General features: G+C 65.9%; 10 protein-coding genes, 1 tRNA gene and 1 other annotated feature. Of the genes, 3 read left to right on the top strand and 8 right to left on the bottom strand.

Annotation, left to right across the window (positions count from 1 at the left end; genetic code table 11):
- Positions 1-98 precede the first annotated feature (98 nt).
- Both H7V21_RS13610 and H7V21_RS13615 read right to left on the bottom strand, forming a co-directional pair.
- A complete protein-coding gene (locus H7V21_RS13610; protein ID WP_188054251.1) occupies positions 99-4721 on the bottom strand; it encodes an NAD-glutamate dehydrogenase in 4623 nt (1540 codons plus the stop codon).
- A gap of 115 nt (positions 4722-4836) precedes the next feature.
- Positions 4837-6099, bottom strand: a complete 1263-nt coding sequence (locus H7V21_RS13615; RefSeq protein WP_188054252.1) for a hypothetical protein — start codon at positions 6097-6099, stop codon at positions 4837-4839.
- A gap of 174 nt (positions 6100-6273) precedes the next feature.
- On the opposite strand from H7V21_RS13615, the gene H7V21_RS13620 reads away from it, so the two are divergent.
- Both H7V21_RS13620 and H7V21_RS15960 read left to right on the top strand, forming a co-directional pair.
- Positions 6274-6349: transfer RNA gene (locus tag H7V21_RS13620), tRNA-Thr, on the top strand.
- A 151-nt stretch (positions 6350-6500) separates the two neighbouring features.
- On the top strand, positions 6501-6701 hold the full coding sequence (locus H7V21_RS15960; RefSeq protein WP_262503886.1) for an Arm DNA-binding domain-containing protein: 201 nt from the start codon (positions 6501-6503) through the stop codon (positions 6699-6701).
- 517 nt (positions 6702-7218) lie between these two features.
- Here H7V21_RS15960 and H7V21_RS13630 read toward each other — a convergent pair.
- The 4 genes from H7V21_RS13630 to H7V21_RS13645 form a co-directional block, all read right to left on the bottom strand.
- Positions 7219-8118 carry a LysR family transcriptional regulator gene (locus H7V21_RS13630; protein WP_188054253.1) on the bottom strand — a complete coding sequence of 300 codons (900 nt, stop codon included), beginning with the start codon at positions 8116-8118 and terminating at the stop codon, positions 7219-7221.
- A gap of 62 nt (positions 8119-8180) precedes the next feature.
- Complete coding sequence (locus tag H7V21_RS13635; RefSeq protein ID WP_262503887.1) at positions 8181-9068, bottom strand: SDR family NAD(P)-dependent oxidoreductase; 888 nt, start codon at positions 9066-9068, stop codon at positions 8181-8183.
- 83 nt (positions 9069-9151) lie between these two features.
- Positions 9152-10003: a universal stress protein gene (locus H7V21_RS13640; protein WP_188054254.1), complete on the bottom strand. Its 852-nt coding sequence runs from the start codon at positions 10001-10003 to the stop codon at positions 9152-9154.
- Between the two features lie 14 nt (positions 10004-10017).
- Complete coding sequence (locus H7V21_RS13645; RefSeq protein WP_188054255.1) at positions 10018-11502, bottom strand: SulP family inorganic anion transporter; 1485 nt, start codon at positions 11500-11502, stop codon at positions 10018-10020.
- Positions 11503-11597: 95 nt separating this feature from the next.
- Positions 11598-11650 (bottom strand) — a sequence feature (sul1 is cis-regulatory element that is thought to sense ions involved in sulfur or methionine metabolism; They are found in Alphaproteobacteria).
- 267 nt (positions 11651-11917) lie between these two features.
- Between H7V21_RS13645 and H7V21_RS13650 the strand changes: the two genes are divergently transcribed.
- Positions 11918-13747 carry a PAS domain-containing sensor histidine kinase gene (locus H7V21_RS13650; protein WP_262503888.1) on the top strand — a complete coding sequence of 610 codons (1830 nt, stop codon included), beginning with the start codon at positions 11918-11920 and terminating at the stop codon, positions 13745-13747.
- 12 nt (positions 13748-13759) lie between these two features.
- Here H7V21_RS13650 and H7V21_RS13655 read toward each other — a convergent pair whose 3' ends face one another.
- Both H7V21_RS13655 and H7V21_RS13660 read right to left on the bottom strand, forming a co-directional pair.
- Complete coding sequence (locus H7V21_RS13655; RefSeq protein ID WP_188054257.1) at positions 13760-15211, bottom strand: efflux transporter outer membrane subunit; 1452 nt, start codon at positions 15209-15211, stop codon at positions 13760-13762.
- A complete protein-coding gene (locus H7V21_RS13660) occupies positions 15208-18405 on the bottom strand; it encodes an efflux RND transporter permease subunit (RefSeq protein ID WP_188054258.1) in 3198 nt (1065 codons plus the stop codon). Before H7V21_RS13660 ends, H7V21_RS13655 begins: the two co-directional genes overlap by 4 nt.
- Positions 18406-18414 lie beyond the last annotated feature (9 nt).

Genomic DNA, 18414 nt, shown 5'->3' on the forward strand with positions numbered 1-18414 from the left:
ATAACGCGAACGACTCGCAATTGCAATTCATCCGTAAGCGCGGTCCGCCACCGCCGAGCGGGGCCCGGCGGTGGCGCGATTCACGTCGCCGCGGCGGCTCAGCGGCCCAGCAAGACCCGCGCCTGGCTGGCGATCTGCGCGAGCATCGCCGCGTTCGGAGCCGGCGCGTGGCGTGCGCGGCGCACCAGCGCGACGAACTGATCGACTCGGGCGGCGTTCGCTTCGAGCCATTCCTCGACCGCCGCCTCCGGGTTCTTGCTGTCGAGCCGGGCGAGGAACTCCAGCCGGAGCTGCTGGAAGTCGCGCGCGAGCCCGGCGATCAGCAGGCGCTCCCACGGATCGCCGGTCGAGATGCGTGCCGCGTTCGCCTGTGCCCAGTCGAGGCCGAGCGCCTGGCCGAGTCGCGTGAACGCGCGCGTGAGCACCGTCTCGTCGATGCCGCGCCGCTCGCCAAGATCGGCGAGCCCGACGGCGCCGTCGAGCTCGAACAGCCGCACCACCTTGGCCACCAGCTCCGGCGGCGCGCCGGCCGCCTCCAGCTTTTCGGAGATACGACCGCTTTGCGTGCGCACCTCCTCGAGCAGCAGCTCCTTCGCCTTCTTGTCGAGGCTGGCGATGCCCGGTTCGAGCCGCTCGATCACGTCGCGCGGGCCGGTGCCGGGGCGGCAGATCCGGAGAAGATCGGCGACCTGACTGCGCACACCGACGGCGACTTCGTCGAGCAGCGCGATCCGCGCCGTCTCGCTCATCGGCGTGTCCTCGATCCGCTGCCAGATCTGCGGCAGACAGAACAGCCGCTCGGCGACGACGAACATCGCCGCGATGTCGCCCATCGCGCAGCCCTCTTCCTCGGCGATCTCGAAGGGGTGCAGCACGCCCAGGCGATTGACGATCCGATTGGCCAGCTTCGTCGCGACGATCTCGCCGCGCAGCCGGTGCTCTTCGATGGCGGCTGCAAAACGCTCGCGCATCGCCGGCGGGAATGCCGCGTAGAGATCGGCCTCGAGCATCGCATCCTGGCCCAGACCGCTCGCCTCGACCGCGTCCTGCAGCGCGAGCTTGGCGGTCGCCAGCAGGACGGCGAGTTCGGGGCGGGTGAGGCCGCGCCCCTCCTGCGCGCGCCGCAGCAGATCCTCGTTGGTGTCGAGCCCCTCGACTTCGCGATCGAGCCGGCCCGAGGCCTCGAGGATCTCGATCACCCGGACATAGCTGGGCAGCGCCACCGCACCGTCGTTTTCAAGGAAGGAGAGGGCGAGCGTCTGAAGGCGGTTGTCCTCCAGCACGAGCGCCGCCACATCGTCGGTCATTGCGGCGAGCAGCGCGTTGCGATCCTCGAACCCCAGCTCGCCCTCGTTCATCTCGCGATTGAGCGCGATCTTGATGTTGACCTCGTTGTCCGAACAGTCGACGCCCGCCGAATTGTCGATGAAGTCGGTGTTGATGCGGCCGCCGCGCATCGCGAATTCGATTCGCGCGGGCTGGGTGATCGCCAGGTTCGCGCCTTCGCCGATCGCTTTCGCACGCAGCTGATCGGCATCGACCCGCAGCCGGTCGTTTGCCGGATCGCCGACCTCGACATGGTTTTCGTCGGAGGACTTCACATAGGTGCCGATGCCGCCGAACCACAAAAGGTCGACCGGCGCGCACAGGATCGCGGAAATCAGCGCCGCCGGCTCGATCCGATCGACCTGGAGGCCGAGCATCGCCTGCACTTCGGGGCTGAGCGGAATCGACTTTTCGGCGCGCGAGAAGACGCCGCCGCCCTTCGAGATCAGTGCCTTGTCATAGTCTTCCCAGCTCGACCGGGGCAGCTGGAACATCCGGTTCCGCTCTTCCCAACTCGTCGCCGGATCGGGATCGGGATCGAAGAAGATGTGGCGATGATCGAACGCGGCGACCAGCTTGATCGCCTTCGACAGCAGCATGCCGTTGCCGAACACGTCGCCCGACATGTCGCCGCAGCCGGCCACGCGGATCGTCTCGGTTTGAACATCGACGCCCATTTCGAGGAAGTGGCGCTGCACCGAGATCCAGGCGCCGCGGGCAGTGATGCCCATCGCCTTGTGGTCATAGCCGTAGGAACCGCCCGAGGCGAAGGCATCGCCCAGCCAGAAGTTGCGCTCCAGCGCGATCGCATTGGCGACGTCGGAGAAGGTGGCGGTGCCCTTGTCGGCCGCCACGACGAAATAGGGATCCTCGCCGTCGTGGATCACGACGCGATCGGGATGCACCACCGCGCCGCCGACGATATTGTCGGTGATCGACAGCAGCGCACGAATGAAGATCCGATAGCTTTCCTTGCCCTCTTCGAACCACGCATCGCGATCGACCGCGGGCGAGGGGAGCTGCTTGGGATAGAAGCCGCCCTTCGCGCCGGTGGGAACGATCACCGCGTTCTTCACGCGCTGCGCCTTCATCAGGCCGAGGATCTCGGTGCGGAAGTCGTCGCGCCGGTCGGACCAGCGCAGCCCGCCCCGCGCGACCGGGCCCGCGCGCAGATGGATACCCTCCACGCGGGGGCTGTACACGAAGATCTCGCGCCACGGCAGCGGCTGCGGAAGGCCCGGAACGCGTGCGCTGTCGAGCTTGAACGCCAGTGCCTCCCGACAGGCGGGGGCGAAGGCGTTGGTGCGCAACGTGGCCAGCACCACGCCGCGGATCGTGCGCAGGATGCGATCGTCGTCGATCGCCGAGACCGCATCGAGGTGCGCGTCGATCGCCGCGGTCGCTTCGTCGAGCGCGTCCTGGGACGCGGCCGGCCGGCCCGGATCATGCGCGAGTTCGAACCGCTCGATCAGCGCGGCGGCGACCTTGGGCGCGCGGCGCAGCGCATCGACGACGGTGGTGAGGCCGTAGCTCATCCCGGTCTGGCGCAGATAGCGGAACCAGGCGCGCAGCAGCACGACCGAACCGGGCTTCATTTCCGCCTCGACGATCAGCCGGTTGAAGCTGTCGTTCTCGGCCTTGTTCTCCAGCACCGCGGCGATCGCGTTCTCCACGACCGAAGGTGCCCGCAGCAGCGCCTCGGGCGCTGCGCCCGTCAACGCGACTTCGAAGTCATGAACATAGGCGTTGGTGCCGTCGGTGAGCCGGGTCGGAACCTCCTCGATCACCGTGAAGCCGAAATTCTCGAAGACCGGAACCGCGTCGGAGAGCGGGAGTGCGCCGCCGAGACGATAGAGTTTGATCCGCAACACGCCGTCGCGCTCCGGGTCCGCGCAGATGCGCACCGAGCGATCGTCGGGGCCGTTGAGGCTGCAGATGCGCAGGATGTCGCGGGCGGCTTCCTCGGCGCCGTTGACCGCGCGATAGGCGGCCGGAAATGCGTTTGCATAGCGCAGCGCGAGCCGAGTGGACCGCTGGCCCGCACGCTCGGCGAGTGCCGCTTCGACCGCGGGAACCCAGCCGCGCACCATCCGCTCCAGCCGCTGGTCGAGTGCCTGGGCATCGGGCATGTGCCCGCCGCCGCGCAGATCGAGCGTGTAGCGGATCAGCGCCACGACTCCGTCTTCCAGCGCGATCGACCAGCTGATGAGCCGGGCATTCGCCGCCTGCGCCAGCATGTCGCCGATCGCGGTGCGCCGCACGGTCGAAACCTCGTCGCGGGGCAGCCAGACGAAGGCGAACAGGTGGCGCCCGAGGGTCGAGCGGATCAGCACCAGTTTCGAACGCGGGCGATCCGCGACCGACATCGAGGTGAGCACGAGCGATTCGAGCGATTCGGCGGGGAATGCCGTGGTGAGATCATGCGGAAGCGCGGCCAGCGCGTGCGTCATCGCCTTGCCGGTATGCCCCTTCGGATCGAAGCCGCACTTGCTTTCGAGCGCATGCAGGCGCGCACGGAGCACCGGCACGTCCGACGGCGGCGTGTGGAGTGCGGCGCTGGTCCACAGCCCGGCGTGGATCGAGAGGCCGGTGACGGCGCCGCCCTCGCGCAGCGGCACCACCACGATATCGAGCGGCACGCGGCGATGGACGGTCGATATGCAGTTGGACTTGAGGAGCAGCGGCGCCTCGCCACCCTGTTCGAACCACTCGGCAGCCAGAATCCGCGACGCTTCGGCCAGGATCGGCGAACCGAGCGTGTAGCGCGCGAGGCCGAGTTGATCTTCGACGCTGCCGTCGGTGCGCCACTTCTCGTGCGCCAGCAGCGTCATGTTGCCGTCGTGGAACCATCGCAACAGCGCCGCGCCCTCCTGCGACAGGACACGGTCGGCGTCGGCGGCGATGGCGCGCTGCAGGTTCGGCCAGTCGGCGACGGCGTCGCGCACCTGATCGAGCGTGCGCTCGATTTCGGCAACCAGCGCGCGACGCAGCCGGGCTTCGCCACGCTCCATTTCGATGTAGATCATCGATTCGGGTTTGCCGGTGCCGACGCCGGTCAGCTTCCCCGCCTCGTCGCGGACTACCGGAATCACCGGATGGATGATCCGATGGATCACGATGTCGTGCGCGGCGATCGCGCTCGAGATCGAATCGACCAGGAACGGCATGTCGTCGTTGACCACCGCCAGCCGCATCCGGCGCCGTTCGCCGGTGAGATAAGTGGTGAGCGCGATCCGCGGCGTCTCTGGCGGGCGCTCGGCAGCGGTCTTGGCGAGGAAGGCGGTGGCTTCCGCCTGCTCGGTCTGGCCGAAATCTTCGAGTTCGCCAGGAAGTGCGCCTTCGGTGAGCCGTGCTTCCAGTTCGTGCGTCAGCGATTTGATCGAGGTCTTGGGCATGGGGGCGCTATGCGCCGGGTGGCCCGCGACCTCAAGGCTTGTGGCAGGTGCGAAGAGACCGAAAAGTCGGGTTCCACGACACTGCGATCAGGCGATCTGCGGAACGTGTTCTTTCCTAGCCGGCGGCTTTCTTCACCGCCCGCTGGGTGAGTGCGGAATCGCCTGAAAGAGTGGCGACAATGTCGAGGCCATCCTTGCCGGGACGGGCGAGCAGGACGACGAAATCGTCGCTGTCCGCTGCGATCGGCACATGCGCGAGCGGCGGTCGGCTGCGCAGCTCGGCGGCGGCGCGGGCATATCGATCGCTGCGATCGGCAGGGCGGCGCAGCGCACGTTCGGCGCGGACGATACCCTTGATGCCGCCCTCGGCGATTTCGAGGAACGCATCGAGTCCGCCCTGCGGTATGTCGCAGCGTTTCGCATGGGTGAGCACGGCCGCGAATTCGGTGAGCCGCGTCTTGTCATAGTCGGCACCGAAAACGAGCTTGACGCACGGAGTCATCGGCGCGCGAGCCTGAACGCTTAGTTCGGCCTCGGCGAGGAGCGCGGCATAGCCGGTCGCGTCTTCGTCGGCGGCGCAGGCGAAATCATAGGCGCGACCCAGCGCGCGATACAGTGCGGCGCGGCTGCGCGTGTCCGAGGCGCGAGCCGCCGCGGCCGATTCGCGCGCCAGCACGAGCCGATCGGCCAGAGTCTCCGGCTCCGGCGCAGTCGTCGACGGGGGCTCCGACGACGATGCCGACAGGCCGGCGCTGGGTCCGTCCGCCCACACCGGCGCGGCGACCAGCTGGCGCGGCGCGGCGCGGCGCGACTCCTCGATTTCGGCATTGAGCCTTGCCTGGGTCTCGGCGTCGACCAGTTCCTTCCAGTTGATGACGCCGTAGATGAAATCGATCGTGTCCTCGTCGGACGAGAAGGGCATCAGGATGCCGCGGTAGAGCGTATTGTGCCCGCGCTGGCCGACGAACTCGGCTTCGAAGCCGATCGGCGCGCGATTGGCGATGATCTGCAGATAATGATCGGTGAGGCGGCTGAGCAGCGATCGACTCGGCACCTGCGCCACATTGGTGATGCTGCCGTCGACCCCGCACTCCTCGCGCAGTGCGTGCCCGAGATAGCGAATCGCCGGATCCTCGACACCCTTGGTGAAATCGAGCAGCACGCTGTGCGGCCCGAAATCGGCGATATTGCCCGGATCGAGATCCTCGATCGACGGATAGGCGCGCCCGCGCAGCAGCGATACCCAATGATTATACGCGCGCACGTGCATCCGGCGTTCGTCGGTACCGATCTCCAGCGGCCGATCGGCAACGCCGGCGTCGGCCTCGTCCCGCTGGTCGATATCCAGACGGTCGTTGAATCCCCGACCCATGTCCATGCGCGTGCTCCACTCCGGGCCGTTACCCGCTTACCTCCGCCTGTTGTGCACCGTGCGTGGTAAACGATGCGTAAAGCCACGCCTCCGGGCAGGAACGGTTTTGCAAACGCTTGTCAGGCAATGCCGGTGCTGGTAAGCGCCGCCCTCTTCCGGGCCGTGCCGCCCGGGAGTCGTGCCGCTTTAGCTCAGCTGGTAGAGCATCGCATTCGTAATGCGGGGGTCGCAGGTTCGAGTCCTGCAAGCGGCACCATTACGCATTGAGAACATTGTAGAAAACCGCAGAAATCTGCGGTAAAATGGCTCCTGCTGGTCCCACGGTTTCTCGCTTTATTCCACCGTGGCCCACTCAAAGTGGACCACGAATCGGTGGGCCACGAGCATCGCAGGAGGCGTGGCCCACCATGCTCACGACCGTGCAGATTCGTGCGCTCAAACCCAAAGCGCGTCCCTACAAGGTTCCGGACGCTGATGGCCTGTTTCTTTTGGTCCAGCCATCCGGGGCGCTTCTCTGGCGCTTTCGCTACAAGGTCTTCGGCACCGATCGAAAGCTCTCGCTCGGTTCGTTCCCCGAAGTGTCGCTCCGATGCGCGGCGAAAACGTGACGAAGCTCGCGCGCAGATTATCGACGGCATTGATCCAGTCGCGGAGAAGCGCCAGCGCCGGATCGAGGCGGAACTCGCCGCCAAGACTACGTTTAAGCTGGTAGCTGACGAATATATCGAGAAGATGTTCGCGGAACGCGCAACGTCGTTGGCGATGCGGAAAAGATCAGTGAGGCCGTAGATCGCAGAAAGCTGGCAATCGGGGTACAGCAATAGCCCGACTTCAGCCACCACCTGCTTTTTTTCCGCTCATGCAGTAGCATCTCGCCGTCTGCCCGATACCCCTGGTGGTCGCGTCCCATTCACCGTGACGATAAAGGATGAATGGTCACCAAAGACCAAACCAGAAGAAAGCGAGGATGTACATTTGGTTGTAGTCGAATCGCAGCGCCTCGCAGAGCCAAAAGTAAGAGAAGTGCAGAAGGGGATGCGGAGCGGTCAAAGATCGCACGCCTGTCAACTTCGGCCGAGAACGAACGGCACAGCGGCTGCCGCAGGAACTTTGCCATACGGTTCATCAAGGACCGACTTGGAAGTTCCGCGCGAGCGTAGTGAACGCGCGGAATGCCGCGGATGCGTTTCTCCTGCCGGGATAGTATAGCGACAGGGGTGCGATCGGAGGGGTCCAGTCTTGCAGAACCTCGACAAGGCGTCCGTCAGCGAGATCTTCGCGGATATCCGATTCCATGAAGAAGCCGACCCCCACTTCTTGCAATACCGCGGCCCGCGCGAGACTGGCTTCGTCCAGCGTTATCGGTCCCTGCACATCGATCTGCGCGGCCCGGCCTTCCTTTTCGAAGTGCCAGCGAAAGAGTGCGCCATTGGGCAATCTGACGCGGATGCAGGGATGCTGCAGAAGATCCGTCGGCACCTGGGGAGCGGCGCTGCGTGCGAAATAGGCGGGTGTGCCGACTACTGCATATCGGCGACGGGTCTGCAGAGGGATGGCAATCATGTCGCTCGGCACGAGATCGCCACGACGGACGCCGAAGTCGAACCCGGCGTCGACGATGTCGATCAACCGCCCTTCGGTGACAAGGTCGATATGGACCTGCGGATAAAGTCGAATGAACTTCAGGATCAGCGGTGAGAGAACCTCGCGCGCTGCCGTAGCGAAGGCGTTGATGCGGAGCGTGCCAGCGGGAACTTCCTGCTGCGATCGCGCAGCGTTCATCGCTTCGTGGATTTCACCCAGCGCAGGTCCGATCTGGGCTACGAAGTTGCGGCCCGCGTCGGTCAACGAGACGCTGCGCGTGGTGCGATTGAACAGACGTATGCCGAGTTCCCGCTCGAGCTTGGCCACCGCATTGCTGAGCGCTGTGGTCGAGATGCCGAGTTCAAGCGCAGCGGCACGAAAGGAACCGCGTCGAGCGATCGCCAGAACGGCGTCCAGTTCCACAAGTGCAGGCCGAGTCATTGTCCCTCGATCCGAAATGCTACATCTCGGTTTGTCCTCGTTATCGTGATCCATCTTGGTGCCTACGTCCACCCTGACGGCTGTTGCAGCCGTCGTTGACTGGCCAAGGATACTCGGCGGTTCTGGACCGGCATCTCGTGCCGCTCCGGCCGCGAAAGTCCGGCAATGATCGGAGAGACGATATGCAGTATTATCAAGTTCTTATCAGCTCGGAGCAGACCGCCCAGGCATTCCGCATCCTCGACGCGCTGATGGCGCGGCAACTGGTCTCGGGTGGTCCCGTGGTCGGGGGTCCGGCGAAGTTCCTGTGGAATTTCCGCGACAGCGATGTTCCGGAAGACATGCGCGAACACAAGCTGTTCACAGTCGATCAGGACTATAAGCTGATCGTCACCTATACCCGCGAAGACCTGAAGGACGAGTTGGTCGACGTGGCCGAGGCGGCGTCGCTTGAGGAAGTCTGCATGATTTCCTTCCTGCCGATGGAGCCCAACCGTTCGCTGCGCGTGCTGCTCGATGCGACGTTCGAAGGCCGCGGAGGTGAAATGGTGCCCGAGCCGGTGGACGCGGTCGCAGCGCTCACCTTTGTGCCAACCGAAAAGATCTCGTCCCGGACGAAGAGTTCGACCGGGCCGGAGGGCATGCGCCACCTCGGCTGCGTCGCCGAAGCGGCCCAGCGGCGACTCCCCGCGCGCGCGGTCGAATGCATCGCCCAGCGCGGCGCGCAGCAGGTCGGTGTCGACGCGTCCTGGCTGGACGTTGTTGATCGTGATCCGCCGCTCGGCCAGTTCGCGAGCGAGCCCTCGTGTGAGCCCCGCCACGGCGCTCTTGGTCATGACGTACAGCGAGTTGCCAGTATAAGGAGCGAAGTCGCTGCTGATGCTGCCGATGTTGATGATACGCCCGTCAGGCCGGAAGTACCGCAGAGCCTCTTGAATGGCGACGAACACGCCCCAGACGGGCAGCGTCCGCGACTGCGATGCGCTCTACACCCGTTCTGGATGTGCCGGCCTGCCGATCCTCGTGTCGAGGCCTATCGCACCAGCAGCACCGGCACGTGAACCGTGCGGATCATCGCGGTGGTGGTGCTGCCGACGATCAATGCGCGCAGCGGCGAGTGGCCATAGGCGCCCATCATCAGCATCGCGCCCGGCGTCTGCGCGACGATGTCGGCGATCACCGTCTCGGCCTTGCCGCTTCGCAGCGTCTCGTGCACCGCGCGGCTGCCGCGCAACTGGTCCGCGGCACCGCGAAGAGCCGCCCGATGCGCGTCATTGTCCGTGTCCGCCATCACGATGTGAACCGGCAGTCCCACGAACAATGGCGAGTTGAGGAGGCGCTCGAGCGCGCGCTCGGCCGCCTTGCTGGCGTCATAGGCGAAAACGATCTCGCGGGGCTCCTCGACTGCTCGCGACGCGATCAGGATCGGCCGGTCGCTCGCGCGCACCACGCGTTCGATCTTCGAGCCGATGTGATCGGTGGCGAACTCATGGCCGGCACCGCGTTTCCCCATCACGACGACGCGCGCTTCGGCTTCGCGCTCGAGAATGGTCTCGACGATGCCACCGTGGCGGTGGAGCGTCCGCACCTGGGTGGCCCCCGCTTCGCGCAGGCGCTGCTCGCCGGCGGTCAGGAGCGCACGACCGCGCTCGATCTGAAGCCTGGCGTCGCTTTCCTCCAGCCGGACCAGCTCTTCCATCAGGTCAGTCTTCACGCCCAGGCCGATCGCTCCGGAAAGGTCATGCCGGGCCGCCACCGCATCGCGGCGCTGGACGACGTGGAGCAGCTCGATCGGCAGCGTCAGGCGCCGCGAGGCCCAGGCGGCGAGATCGCAGACGCTGTTGGCATAGGCCGATGCGTCGATGCAGGCGAGGATGTGCTGCATGGTCTTCTCTCCTCTCAGTGACCGCTCAGCGCTGCATCGGCGCCGGGCTTGTCGTGCAGGGCGAAGCGTTCGATCATCGAGGCGCTGGCTTCGTTCAGGCCGGTGATCTGCACCTGGGTGCCTTCCCGCCGGAATTTCAGGATCGCCTTGTCGAGCGTGCCCACGGCGGAGATGTCCCAGAAGTGTGCATCGGAAACGTCGATCACCACCCGATCGACAACTTCCTTGAAATCGAATGCCTCGACGAAGCGCTCGGCGGACGCGAAGAAGATCTGGCCCGAGAGGCGGTAGGTGCGTGTGCGGCCGTCATCCGAAAGCGCGCTTTCGACAGTGAACAGGCGCCTCACCTTGCCGGCGAAGAACAGGCCCGACAGGATCACACCCGCCAGCACGCCCTGCGCCAGATCATGTGTCCAGACGGTAATCACCACGGTGGCGAGCATCACCACCGAAGACTGCCACGGATGATGGCGGATGTCGCGGATCGAGCGCCAGCTGAACGTGCCGATCGACACCATGATCATCACCGCGACCAGTGCGGCCATCGGAATGACGGCGACCACCGGCCCGAGAACCAGCAGCAGGAACAGCAGGAACACGCCGGCAACCAGAGTCGACAGGCGCGTGAAGCCGCCCGATTTAACGTTGATGACCGACTGACCGATCATCGCGCAGCCGCCCATCCCGCCGAAAAAGCCGGTGACGAAATTGGCGATGCCCTGGCCCTTCATTTCGCGCTGCTTGTCGGAGGGCGTGTCGGTCAGGTCGTCGACGATCTGGGCGGTCATCATCGATTCGAGCAGGCCCACCGCCGCCATCGTCAGCGAATAGGGAAAGATGATCTGAAGCGTCGCCACCGTGAACGGCACGTCGGGGATCAGGAAGCTGGGCAGGGTGGAGGGCAGCTCGCCCATGTCGCCCACGGTCCGCACGTCGAACCCGGCATAGAACACCACGATCGTCAGGATGATGATCGCGATCAGCGGCGAGGGCACCGCCCTGGTTAACCGCGGCAGCAAATAGATGACGGCGAGGCCCGCCGCGACCAGGACATAGGTCATCAAAGCCACGCCGGTGAGCTCCGGCAGCTGCGCCATGAAGATGAGAATCGCGAGCGCGTTGACGAAGCCGGTGATCACCGAGCGCGAGACATATTGCATCAGCAGGTTGAGGCGCAGGAAACCCGCAACGAGCTGCAGAATGCCCATCAGCACCGTGGCCGCGAACAGATATTCGACGCCATGATCACGCACGAGCGGAACGACGACCACTGCGACAGCTGCCGTGGCGGCCGAGATCATTCCCGGCCGACCACCGACCAGCGCGATGATGACCGCGATCGAGAAGGAGGCGTAAAGGCCAACGCGCGGATCGACGCCGGCGATGATCGAGAAACCGATCGCTTCGGGAATCAGCGCAAGCGCGACGACGATCCCGGCGAGGATGTCGCCCCGCGGATTGGCGAGCCACTCGCGCTTCAGCGAGGCAAATGTTGGCATTCGGAAGAACCTGAAGATTACTTCGGCACGACAGCGGGCACACGCTCGATCAGGAGACGCATACAAGAAGACGGCGGGTCGCCGAGGTGCCTGAAGGTTATCCCGGGGATGGGCGCCGGGCCGAGCCACCCGGAAAACCGGGTCCAGCGGATGGCGGCGCCGATACGCTCCCGTACCCCGTTTTGCAAGTGCGAAGGGCGCCTGATCAAGCGATCAGCCATCGGCGATCACCTGCCTCTCAGTCGCTTTCTCGCGCAGAAGCGGCCTTGATCGATCCCCGATTTTCCCACACTGACAGGTTGGAGGGCGGGGGCCTTCAGCGGAATCGTGAATGTCGCCACTCAATCTGCATCAGGATCTCTTCGATCGGCGGTACGAGCTGCTCGTCCAGTCGGTCACTGACTATGCAATCTACATGCTCGACCCCGATGGTTATGTGAGCACGTGGAATTCGGGCGCCCGCCGCTTCAAGGGATATGAGGCAGACGAGATCATCGGGGAGCATTTCTCGAGGTTCTTCCTACCCGAAGACCGGGAAAGCGGGATGCCTGCCACGATCCTGCGCACGGCTGCGGAGCAGGGCCGTTTCGAGATGAAAGGCTGGCGGCTGCGCAAGGACGGCGGCAAGTTTCTCGCGCATGTCATCGTCGATCCCGTCCGGGACGAGACGGGCACGCTGATCGGCTTTGCCAAGATCACTCGGGACGTCACCGAAAAGGTGCGCCTGCAGGAAGCGGCGCGCGAGAGCGAGTTGCAGTTCCGACTGCTGATTACCGGCGTGGTGGACTACGCGATCTACATGCTGGACCCGCAGGGCAACATCAACAGCTGGAATTCCGGCGCTCAGGCGATCAAGGGCTATGCCGAATCCGAAGTCGTCGGGCGGCACTTCTCCCTGTTCTACACCGAAGAGGACCGATCGCGCGGCGCTCCCGAACAGGCGCTGCAAACCGCGTTACGCGACGGCAAGTTCGAAGCCGAAGCGCTTCGCGTTCGCAAGGACGGCTCGCTCTTCTGGGCGCACGTGATCCTCGATCCGATCTACGACGACCAGGGCACGCATGTGGGCTTCGCCAAGATCACGCGCGACATCAGCGAGCGGAAGGAGGCGGAGGAGGAGCTTCGGCGCACACAGGAGGCGCTGCTGCAGTCGCAGAAGCTTCAGGCACTGGGCGAGCTGGCAGGTGGGATCGCACACGACTTCAACAATCTGATGACGGTGGTGCGGGGCGCTGCCGACTTTCTCCTGCGGCAGCCGGACCTGCAGCAAGAGAAGCGCACGCGTTACCTGAATGTCGTGCTGGAGACGGCGGAGCGGGCGACCAGCCTGACCTCTCAGCTGCTCGCGTTCGCACGCCGCCAGCCGCTGGAGCCGGAAGTCCTCGATCTGAGCGTCCGCCTGGACGCGCTCGGAGAGATGCTCCAGCGCACGCTTGGCAGCACCTATGATCTCCAGCTCGATCTCGCGCCGGGGCTTTGGCACGTCGAAATCGATCCCACCGGGCTGGAGGCGGCACTGCTGAATGCCGTATTGAACGCGCGCGATGCCATGCCGAACGGGGGAAGGCTTACGATCGCGACCAGGAACGTATCACGTCCGGACGGCGATATGGTGTCCCTGTCGGTCAGCGACACCGGAGAGGGGATCGCGCGTGAGGCGCTCGAGCGTGTTTTCGAGCCGTTCTTCACCACCAAGCCGACCGGCAAGGGGACGGGGCTCGGCCTTTCCCAAATCCATGGATTTGCGGTGCAATCGGGCGGTTTTGCGAACCTGGAGTCCGAGCTCGGGTGTGGCACCACACTCCATATCTGCCTGCCACGAACCGACAAGCGGCCGCTGGAGCGGTCCGTCGACGAACTGGAACTCTCGCTTCCGCCGGGGCTGACGATTCTCCTGGTCGAGGACAGCGACCATGTTCGGTACTTCGCGCGCCATCTTCTCGAGGACCTCGGCTGCACCGTGGTGGAAGCAGCGGATGCCGCCGAAGCGCTCTCCCTGTTCGACCGGGAGGAGGTGGACCTCGTCTTCTCCGACATCGTGATGCCCGGCCAGAGCGGCCTCGACCTGGCGGAAGCGCTCCGCGCCAAGGCGCCGGGCCTGCCCGTGCTGCTTGCCAGCGGCTACAGCAGCAAACAATTCATTCCACAGGACGAGCGGAAGTTTCCGATTCTGCGCAAACCCTATCGGCTGCCGGCATTGGCAGCGGCTCTCACCGAACTGCTGAAGCCCGCCCCGGCCCGCTGAGCCCTCTTCGCCTCAACTCGGTTCATCGGACGCGAAGGGGCCGCCGGTTTGCAGTGGCTCGGCTTCCCAGCCGCCGCCAAGCGCCAGGAACAACATGATGCCGTCATTCGCAAGCTGCGCCTGCGCCTGCGCCAGCAGCGCTTCGGAGGCGGCGAGGTTCTGTTCTGTTTCGAGTACGATCTGGAAGCTCTCGCGACCCGCCTCGTAGCGCAGCCGTGCGATGCGTGCTGCTTCGGCGCTCGCATCGCGCGCGCTCGACAGGATGGCGATACGGCTTTGCTGGCGCGCGAAGCGTGCGAGCGCACTCTCCGTTTCCTGAAGCGCGGTCAGCCAAGTGCCGTCGAAGGTAGCCAGGGCCGCGTCGGCCCGGGCTTCGGCCTGGCCGATCCGGGCCCGCGCGACTGCCGTGTTCGGGAAGCTCCAGGAGAGAAGGGGCCCAATGCCGAAGCGGAAGCCCTGCGACGAGCCGATATCCCCGATCGCGTTGGCGGTACTCCCCACCGAGGCGCCGAAGGATACGCTGGGATAGAGTTCGGCGGTCGCAACGCCGATCCGCGCGGTTGCCGCTGCAAGCTGTCGCTCGGCCGCGCGCACATCGGGCCGGCGGGCGAGCAGCGATGCGCCGTCGCCCACCGGTAGCGGCGTGAGCACCGACGGTGGCGACGTGCAATCGGCCACTTCGGCGGAGAACTCCAGCGGCGGGCGGCCTGTGAGCACCGCCAGGCGATACAGTGCTGCCCGGCGCTCGGCCTCGAGCGTCGGCAGGTCGGCGCGGACCTGATCGAGCTGCGCCTGTGCGCGGTTGGTATCGAGCGCAGTGGCGCGGCCGCCTTCGAACAGCCGCCGCGTCAGATCGAACGTGCGTTCCTGGACGCGCAGGCTCTCGCGCGCGACTTCGATGCGTCGGCCGTAGCCGCATACCTCGGCATAGGCCCGCGACGTTTCCGCCGCGACCGTGATGCGCGTCAGATCATAGGCCGCGCGCACTGCCTCGGCATCGGCCTCGCTCGCTTCGATCGCGCGGCCGATGCGGCCGAACAGATCCACCTGATAGCCGATGTCGAGCCCGGCATCATAGGTTTCGCCCCGCGGTCCGGCGCCGTCGACACCGAGCGTCGAACCGGCCACCTGGCCATAACTGGCACCGGCGCCGATGTCCGTCGTCGGCAGCCGGCCGGCGCGCGTCTCCGACAACAGCGCGCGCGCCTCGCGCAGGTTCGCGGCGGCGGCCCGCAGATCGGTGTTGTTCGCGAGCGCCTCGTCGACCAGCCGGTCGAGCACCGGAGCGCGGAACAGACGCCACCACTCTGCGGGGGGCTCGGCCGGAACGAAGGCCGTGTCGGCCGCTTCGATCAGCGGCGCCTGTGCCGGCGCGGGCGGGGCGGGTGCGACATAGTCGGGTCCGACCGCGCAGCCGGAGAGCGCGACGGCAGCTGCCGCGGTGCAGAAGGTGCGGAACTTCATTCGGCAGCTCCTTCGAGCGATGCAGGCGCGGGCGCTTCGTCCGAGCGCGACCCGCGCTGCGGCAGATAGCGGCCGAGCCCGCGCATGAGGACGTAGAAGAGCGGCGTGAACAGCAGCCCGAAGATCGTCACGCCGATCATGCCGAACGTGACGGCGGTGCCCAGTGACTGGCGCATCTCCTGGCCTGGGCCGCTCGCGATCGCGAGCGGGATCACGCCGAAGATGAAGGCGAAGCTGGTCATCAGGATCGGCCGCAGGCGCGAGCGCGCGGCATGCACCGCCGCTTCGAAGCGATCCATCCCCTGGTCCTCGCCCTGCTTGGCGAACTCGACGATCAGGATCGCGTTCTTCGCGGCGAGGGCGATCAGGACGACGAGGCCGACCTGAGTGAGGATGTTGTTGTCCATCCCGCGCAGATTGACACCCAGCATCGCCGCCAGAATGCACATCGGCACGATCAGGATCACCGCAAGCGGCAGCGTGATCGCTTCATATTGCGCGGCCAGCACCAGGAAGACGAACACCACGGCAAGCAGGAAGATGACTGCCGAGCTGCCGCCGGCGGCCTGCTGCTGATAGGCGAGCCCGGTCCATTCATAGCCGAACCCCTGCGGCAGATTCTCGGCCGCGAGCTGCTCCATCGTCTGCAGTGCCTGACCCGACGAGACTCCGGGCGCAGCCTGGCCCTGAAGCTCGATCGCGGGCTGCATATTGTATCGGACCACACGCGCCGGGCCACTGTCCGGCCGGAGGGTCGCGACCGCGGAGAGCGGAACCATCTCGCCCGAGGACGACCGAACCTGGAGTCGGCCAATGTCGGTGATCTGCTCGCGCGCGCCGGGCTCCGCTTGTGCGGTGACCCGGAAGGTGCGCCCGAAGAGGTTGAAATCGTTGACATAGCTCGAGCCGATGTAGGTGCCGAGCGTGTCGAACACCTGCCCGGGCTGTACGCCGAGCAGCTGTGCCCGATCGCGATCGACATCGGCCACGACGCGGGGCGTCGCGGTGTTGAACAATGTGAACACCTGCGACACTTCGGGCCGCTGTGCGGCTGCGCCCATCATCGCGCCCGCCGCGCCTTCCAGCGCCCGATAGCCCGCGCCCGAGCGATCCTGCAGCATCATCACGAAGCCGCTGCCGTTGCCGAGACCCTGCACCGCCGGCGGCGAGATCACGAAGATGTTGGCATTGTCGATCGCGCCGGCGAGAGCACCGGTGATCTGCCCGCTCATTGCTTCGGCGGACAGTTCGGACCCGCGCTCTTCCCAATCCCTAAGCCGGACGAACATCACGCCCGCATTCGAGGATTGCGAGAAGCTGGCGCCGTCGAGGCCAGCGAACGCGGCGACATTGTTGACGCCCTCCATCTGGCTTACGATGCCATAGGCGCGGTTCAGCACTTCCTCGGTGCGGTCGAGCGATGCGCCTGGCGGCAACTGGACGACGCCGATCAGCACGCCCTGATCCTGTTCGGGAATGAACCCGGTCGGCGTGTCGCTCAGCCGCCAGCCGGTCAGCAGGAGCAGGCCGGCGTAGAGCACCATCATCAGCGTTCCCATCCGCACCAGTCGCGCGGTGAGCCGCCCGAAGCGGTCCGCCAGCCAATCGAAGCCGGCGTTGAAGCGATTGCCTGCGACCTTCAGCGGCCTCAGCCAGCGCGGTCCGGCTTCGCCGTGATCTTCGCGGTGCGGCTTCAGCAGCAGCGCGGCCATCGCCGGCGACAGGGTGAGCGAGACGAGCAGCGAGATCGCCGATGCAGCGGCGATGGTCACCGCGAACTGACGGTAGAAGATGCCGGGGATGCCCGGCGTCAGCGCGGTCGGGATGAACACCGAAACCAGCACGAGGCCGATCGCGATGAGCGCGCCGGAAACCTCGCGCATCGTGCGATGCGCCGCCTCGCGCGGTGTAAGTCCTTCGCGGATGTGCTTTTCGACTGCCTCCACGACGACGATCGCATCGTCCACCACGATGCCGACCGCGAGCACGAGCGCGAAGAGCGACAGCGAGTTGATCGAGAATCCGAGCGCCAGCTGGACCGCGAAGGTGCCGATCAGCGCGATCGGAATCGCGACGATCGGGATGATCGCGGCGCGCCACGTCTGAAGGAAGACGAGCACGACGAGCACCACCAGCGCCACTGCCTCGAGCAGTGTGTGCTGCACCGCCTCGACCGAGGCCGCGACATATTCGGTGGGGTTGTAGGGGATCGAATATTCGAGGCCCGGAGGAAGCTCGCGGGCGATCGCCTCCATTTCCTCGGCGACGAGGTTGGCTGCATCGAGTGCGTTGGAGCCCGGCTGGGGAATGATCGCGAGCGCGATGCCGCGCTCGCCGTCGAAGCGGCCGCGAATCCCGTAGTCCTGGCTGCCCAGCTCGACCCGAGCGACATCGCGGACGCGCGTGATCGCGCCGGTCGTGGGGTCGGTCTTGAGGACGATGTCGGCGAACTGTTCGGGATCGCTCAGCCGGCCCTGCACGTCGACCGGCACCTGGAACGCCGGATTGCCGGAGCCCGCCGGCGGCTCGCCCAGCGCGCCACCCGCGGCCTGAACGTTCTGCGCGCGGAGCGCCTGGACGATCTCGGTCGCGGTGAGATTGCGCCCGGCCGCGCGATCCGGATCGATCCAGATCCGCATCGAATAATTGCCGCCGCCGAACACCTGCACGCCGCCGACGCCCTCCAGCCGCAGCAGTCGGTCGCGCACCGCCGTGTTGGCATAGTTGCCGATATAGTCGGTGTCGTACGTGTTGTCGGGCGACGTGAGCGCCACGATCATCAGGAACCCGGATTCCTGCTTGTTCACGGTGACGCCGAGCTGGCGAACCGCTTCGGGCAGGCGCGGCTCGGCGACTGCGACGCGGTTCTGCACCAGCACCTGCGCCTGATCGAGATCCGTTCCGGCTTCGAAAGTGACGGTGACCTGCGCCTGGCCCTGCGTCGACGAGGACTGCAGGTACAGCATGTTCTCGACGCCGTTGATCTGTTCCTCGATCGGCGCGGCAACCGTTTCCGCGATCGTTTCGGGCGAGGCGCCGGCATAGAACGCCTGCACCACGATCGTCGGCGGCGCGATCTGCGGGTACTGCGACAGCGGCAGCAGCGGATAGGCGAAAGCGCCGATCAGCGCGATGAAGATCGAAATGACCGACGCGAAGATCGGCCGTTCGATGAAGAAGCCGGAAATGTTCATGGTGCGGCC

This window comes from Sphingosinithalassobacter sp. CS137, from assembly GCF_014334115.1.
In the GTDB taxonomy this organism is placed as follows: Bacteria; Pseudomonadota; Alphaproteobacteria; order Sphingomonadales; family Sphingomonadaceae; genus Sphingomonas.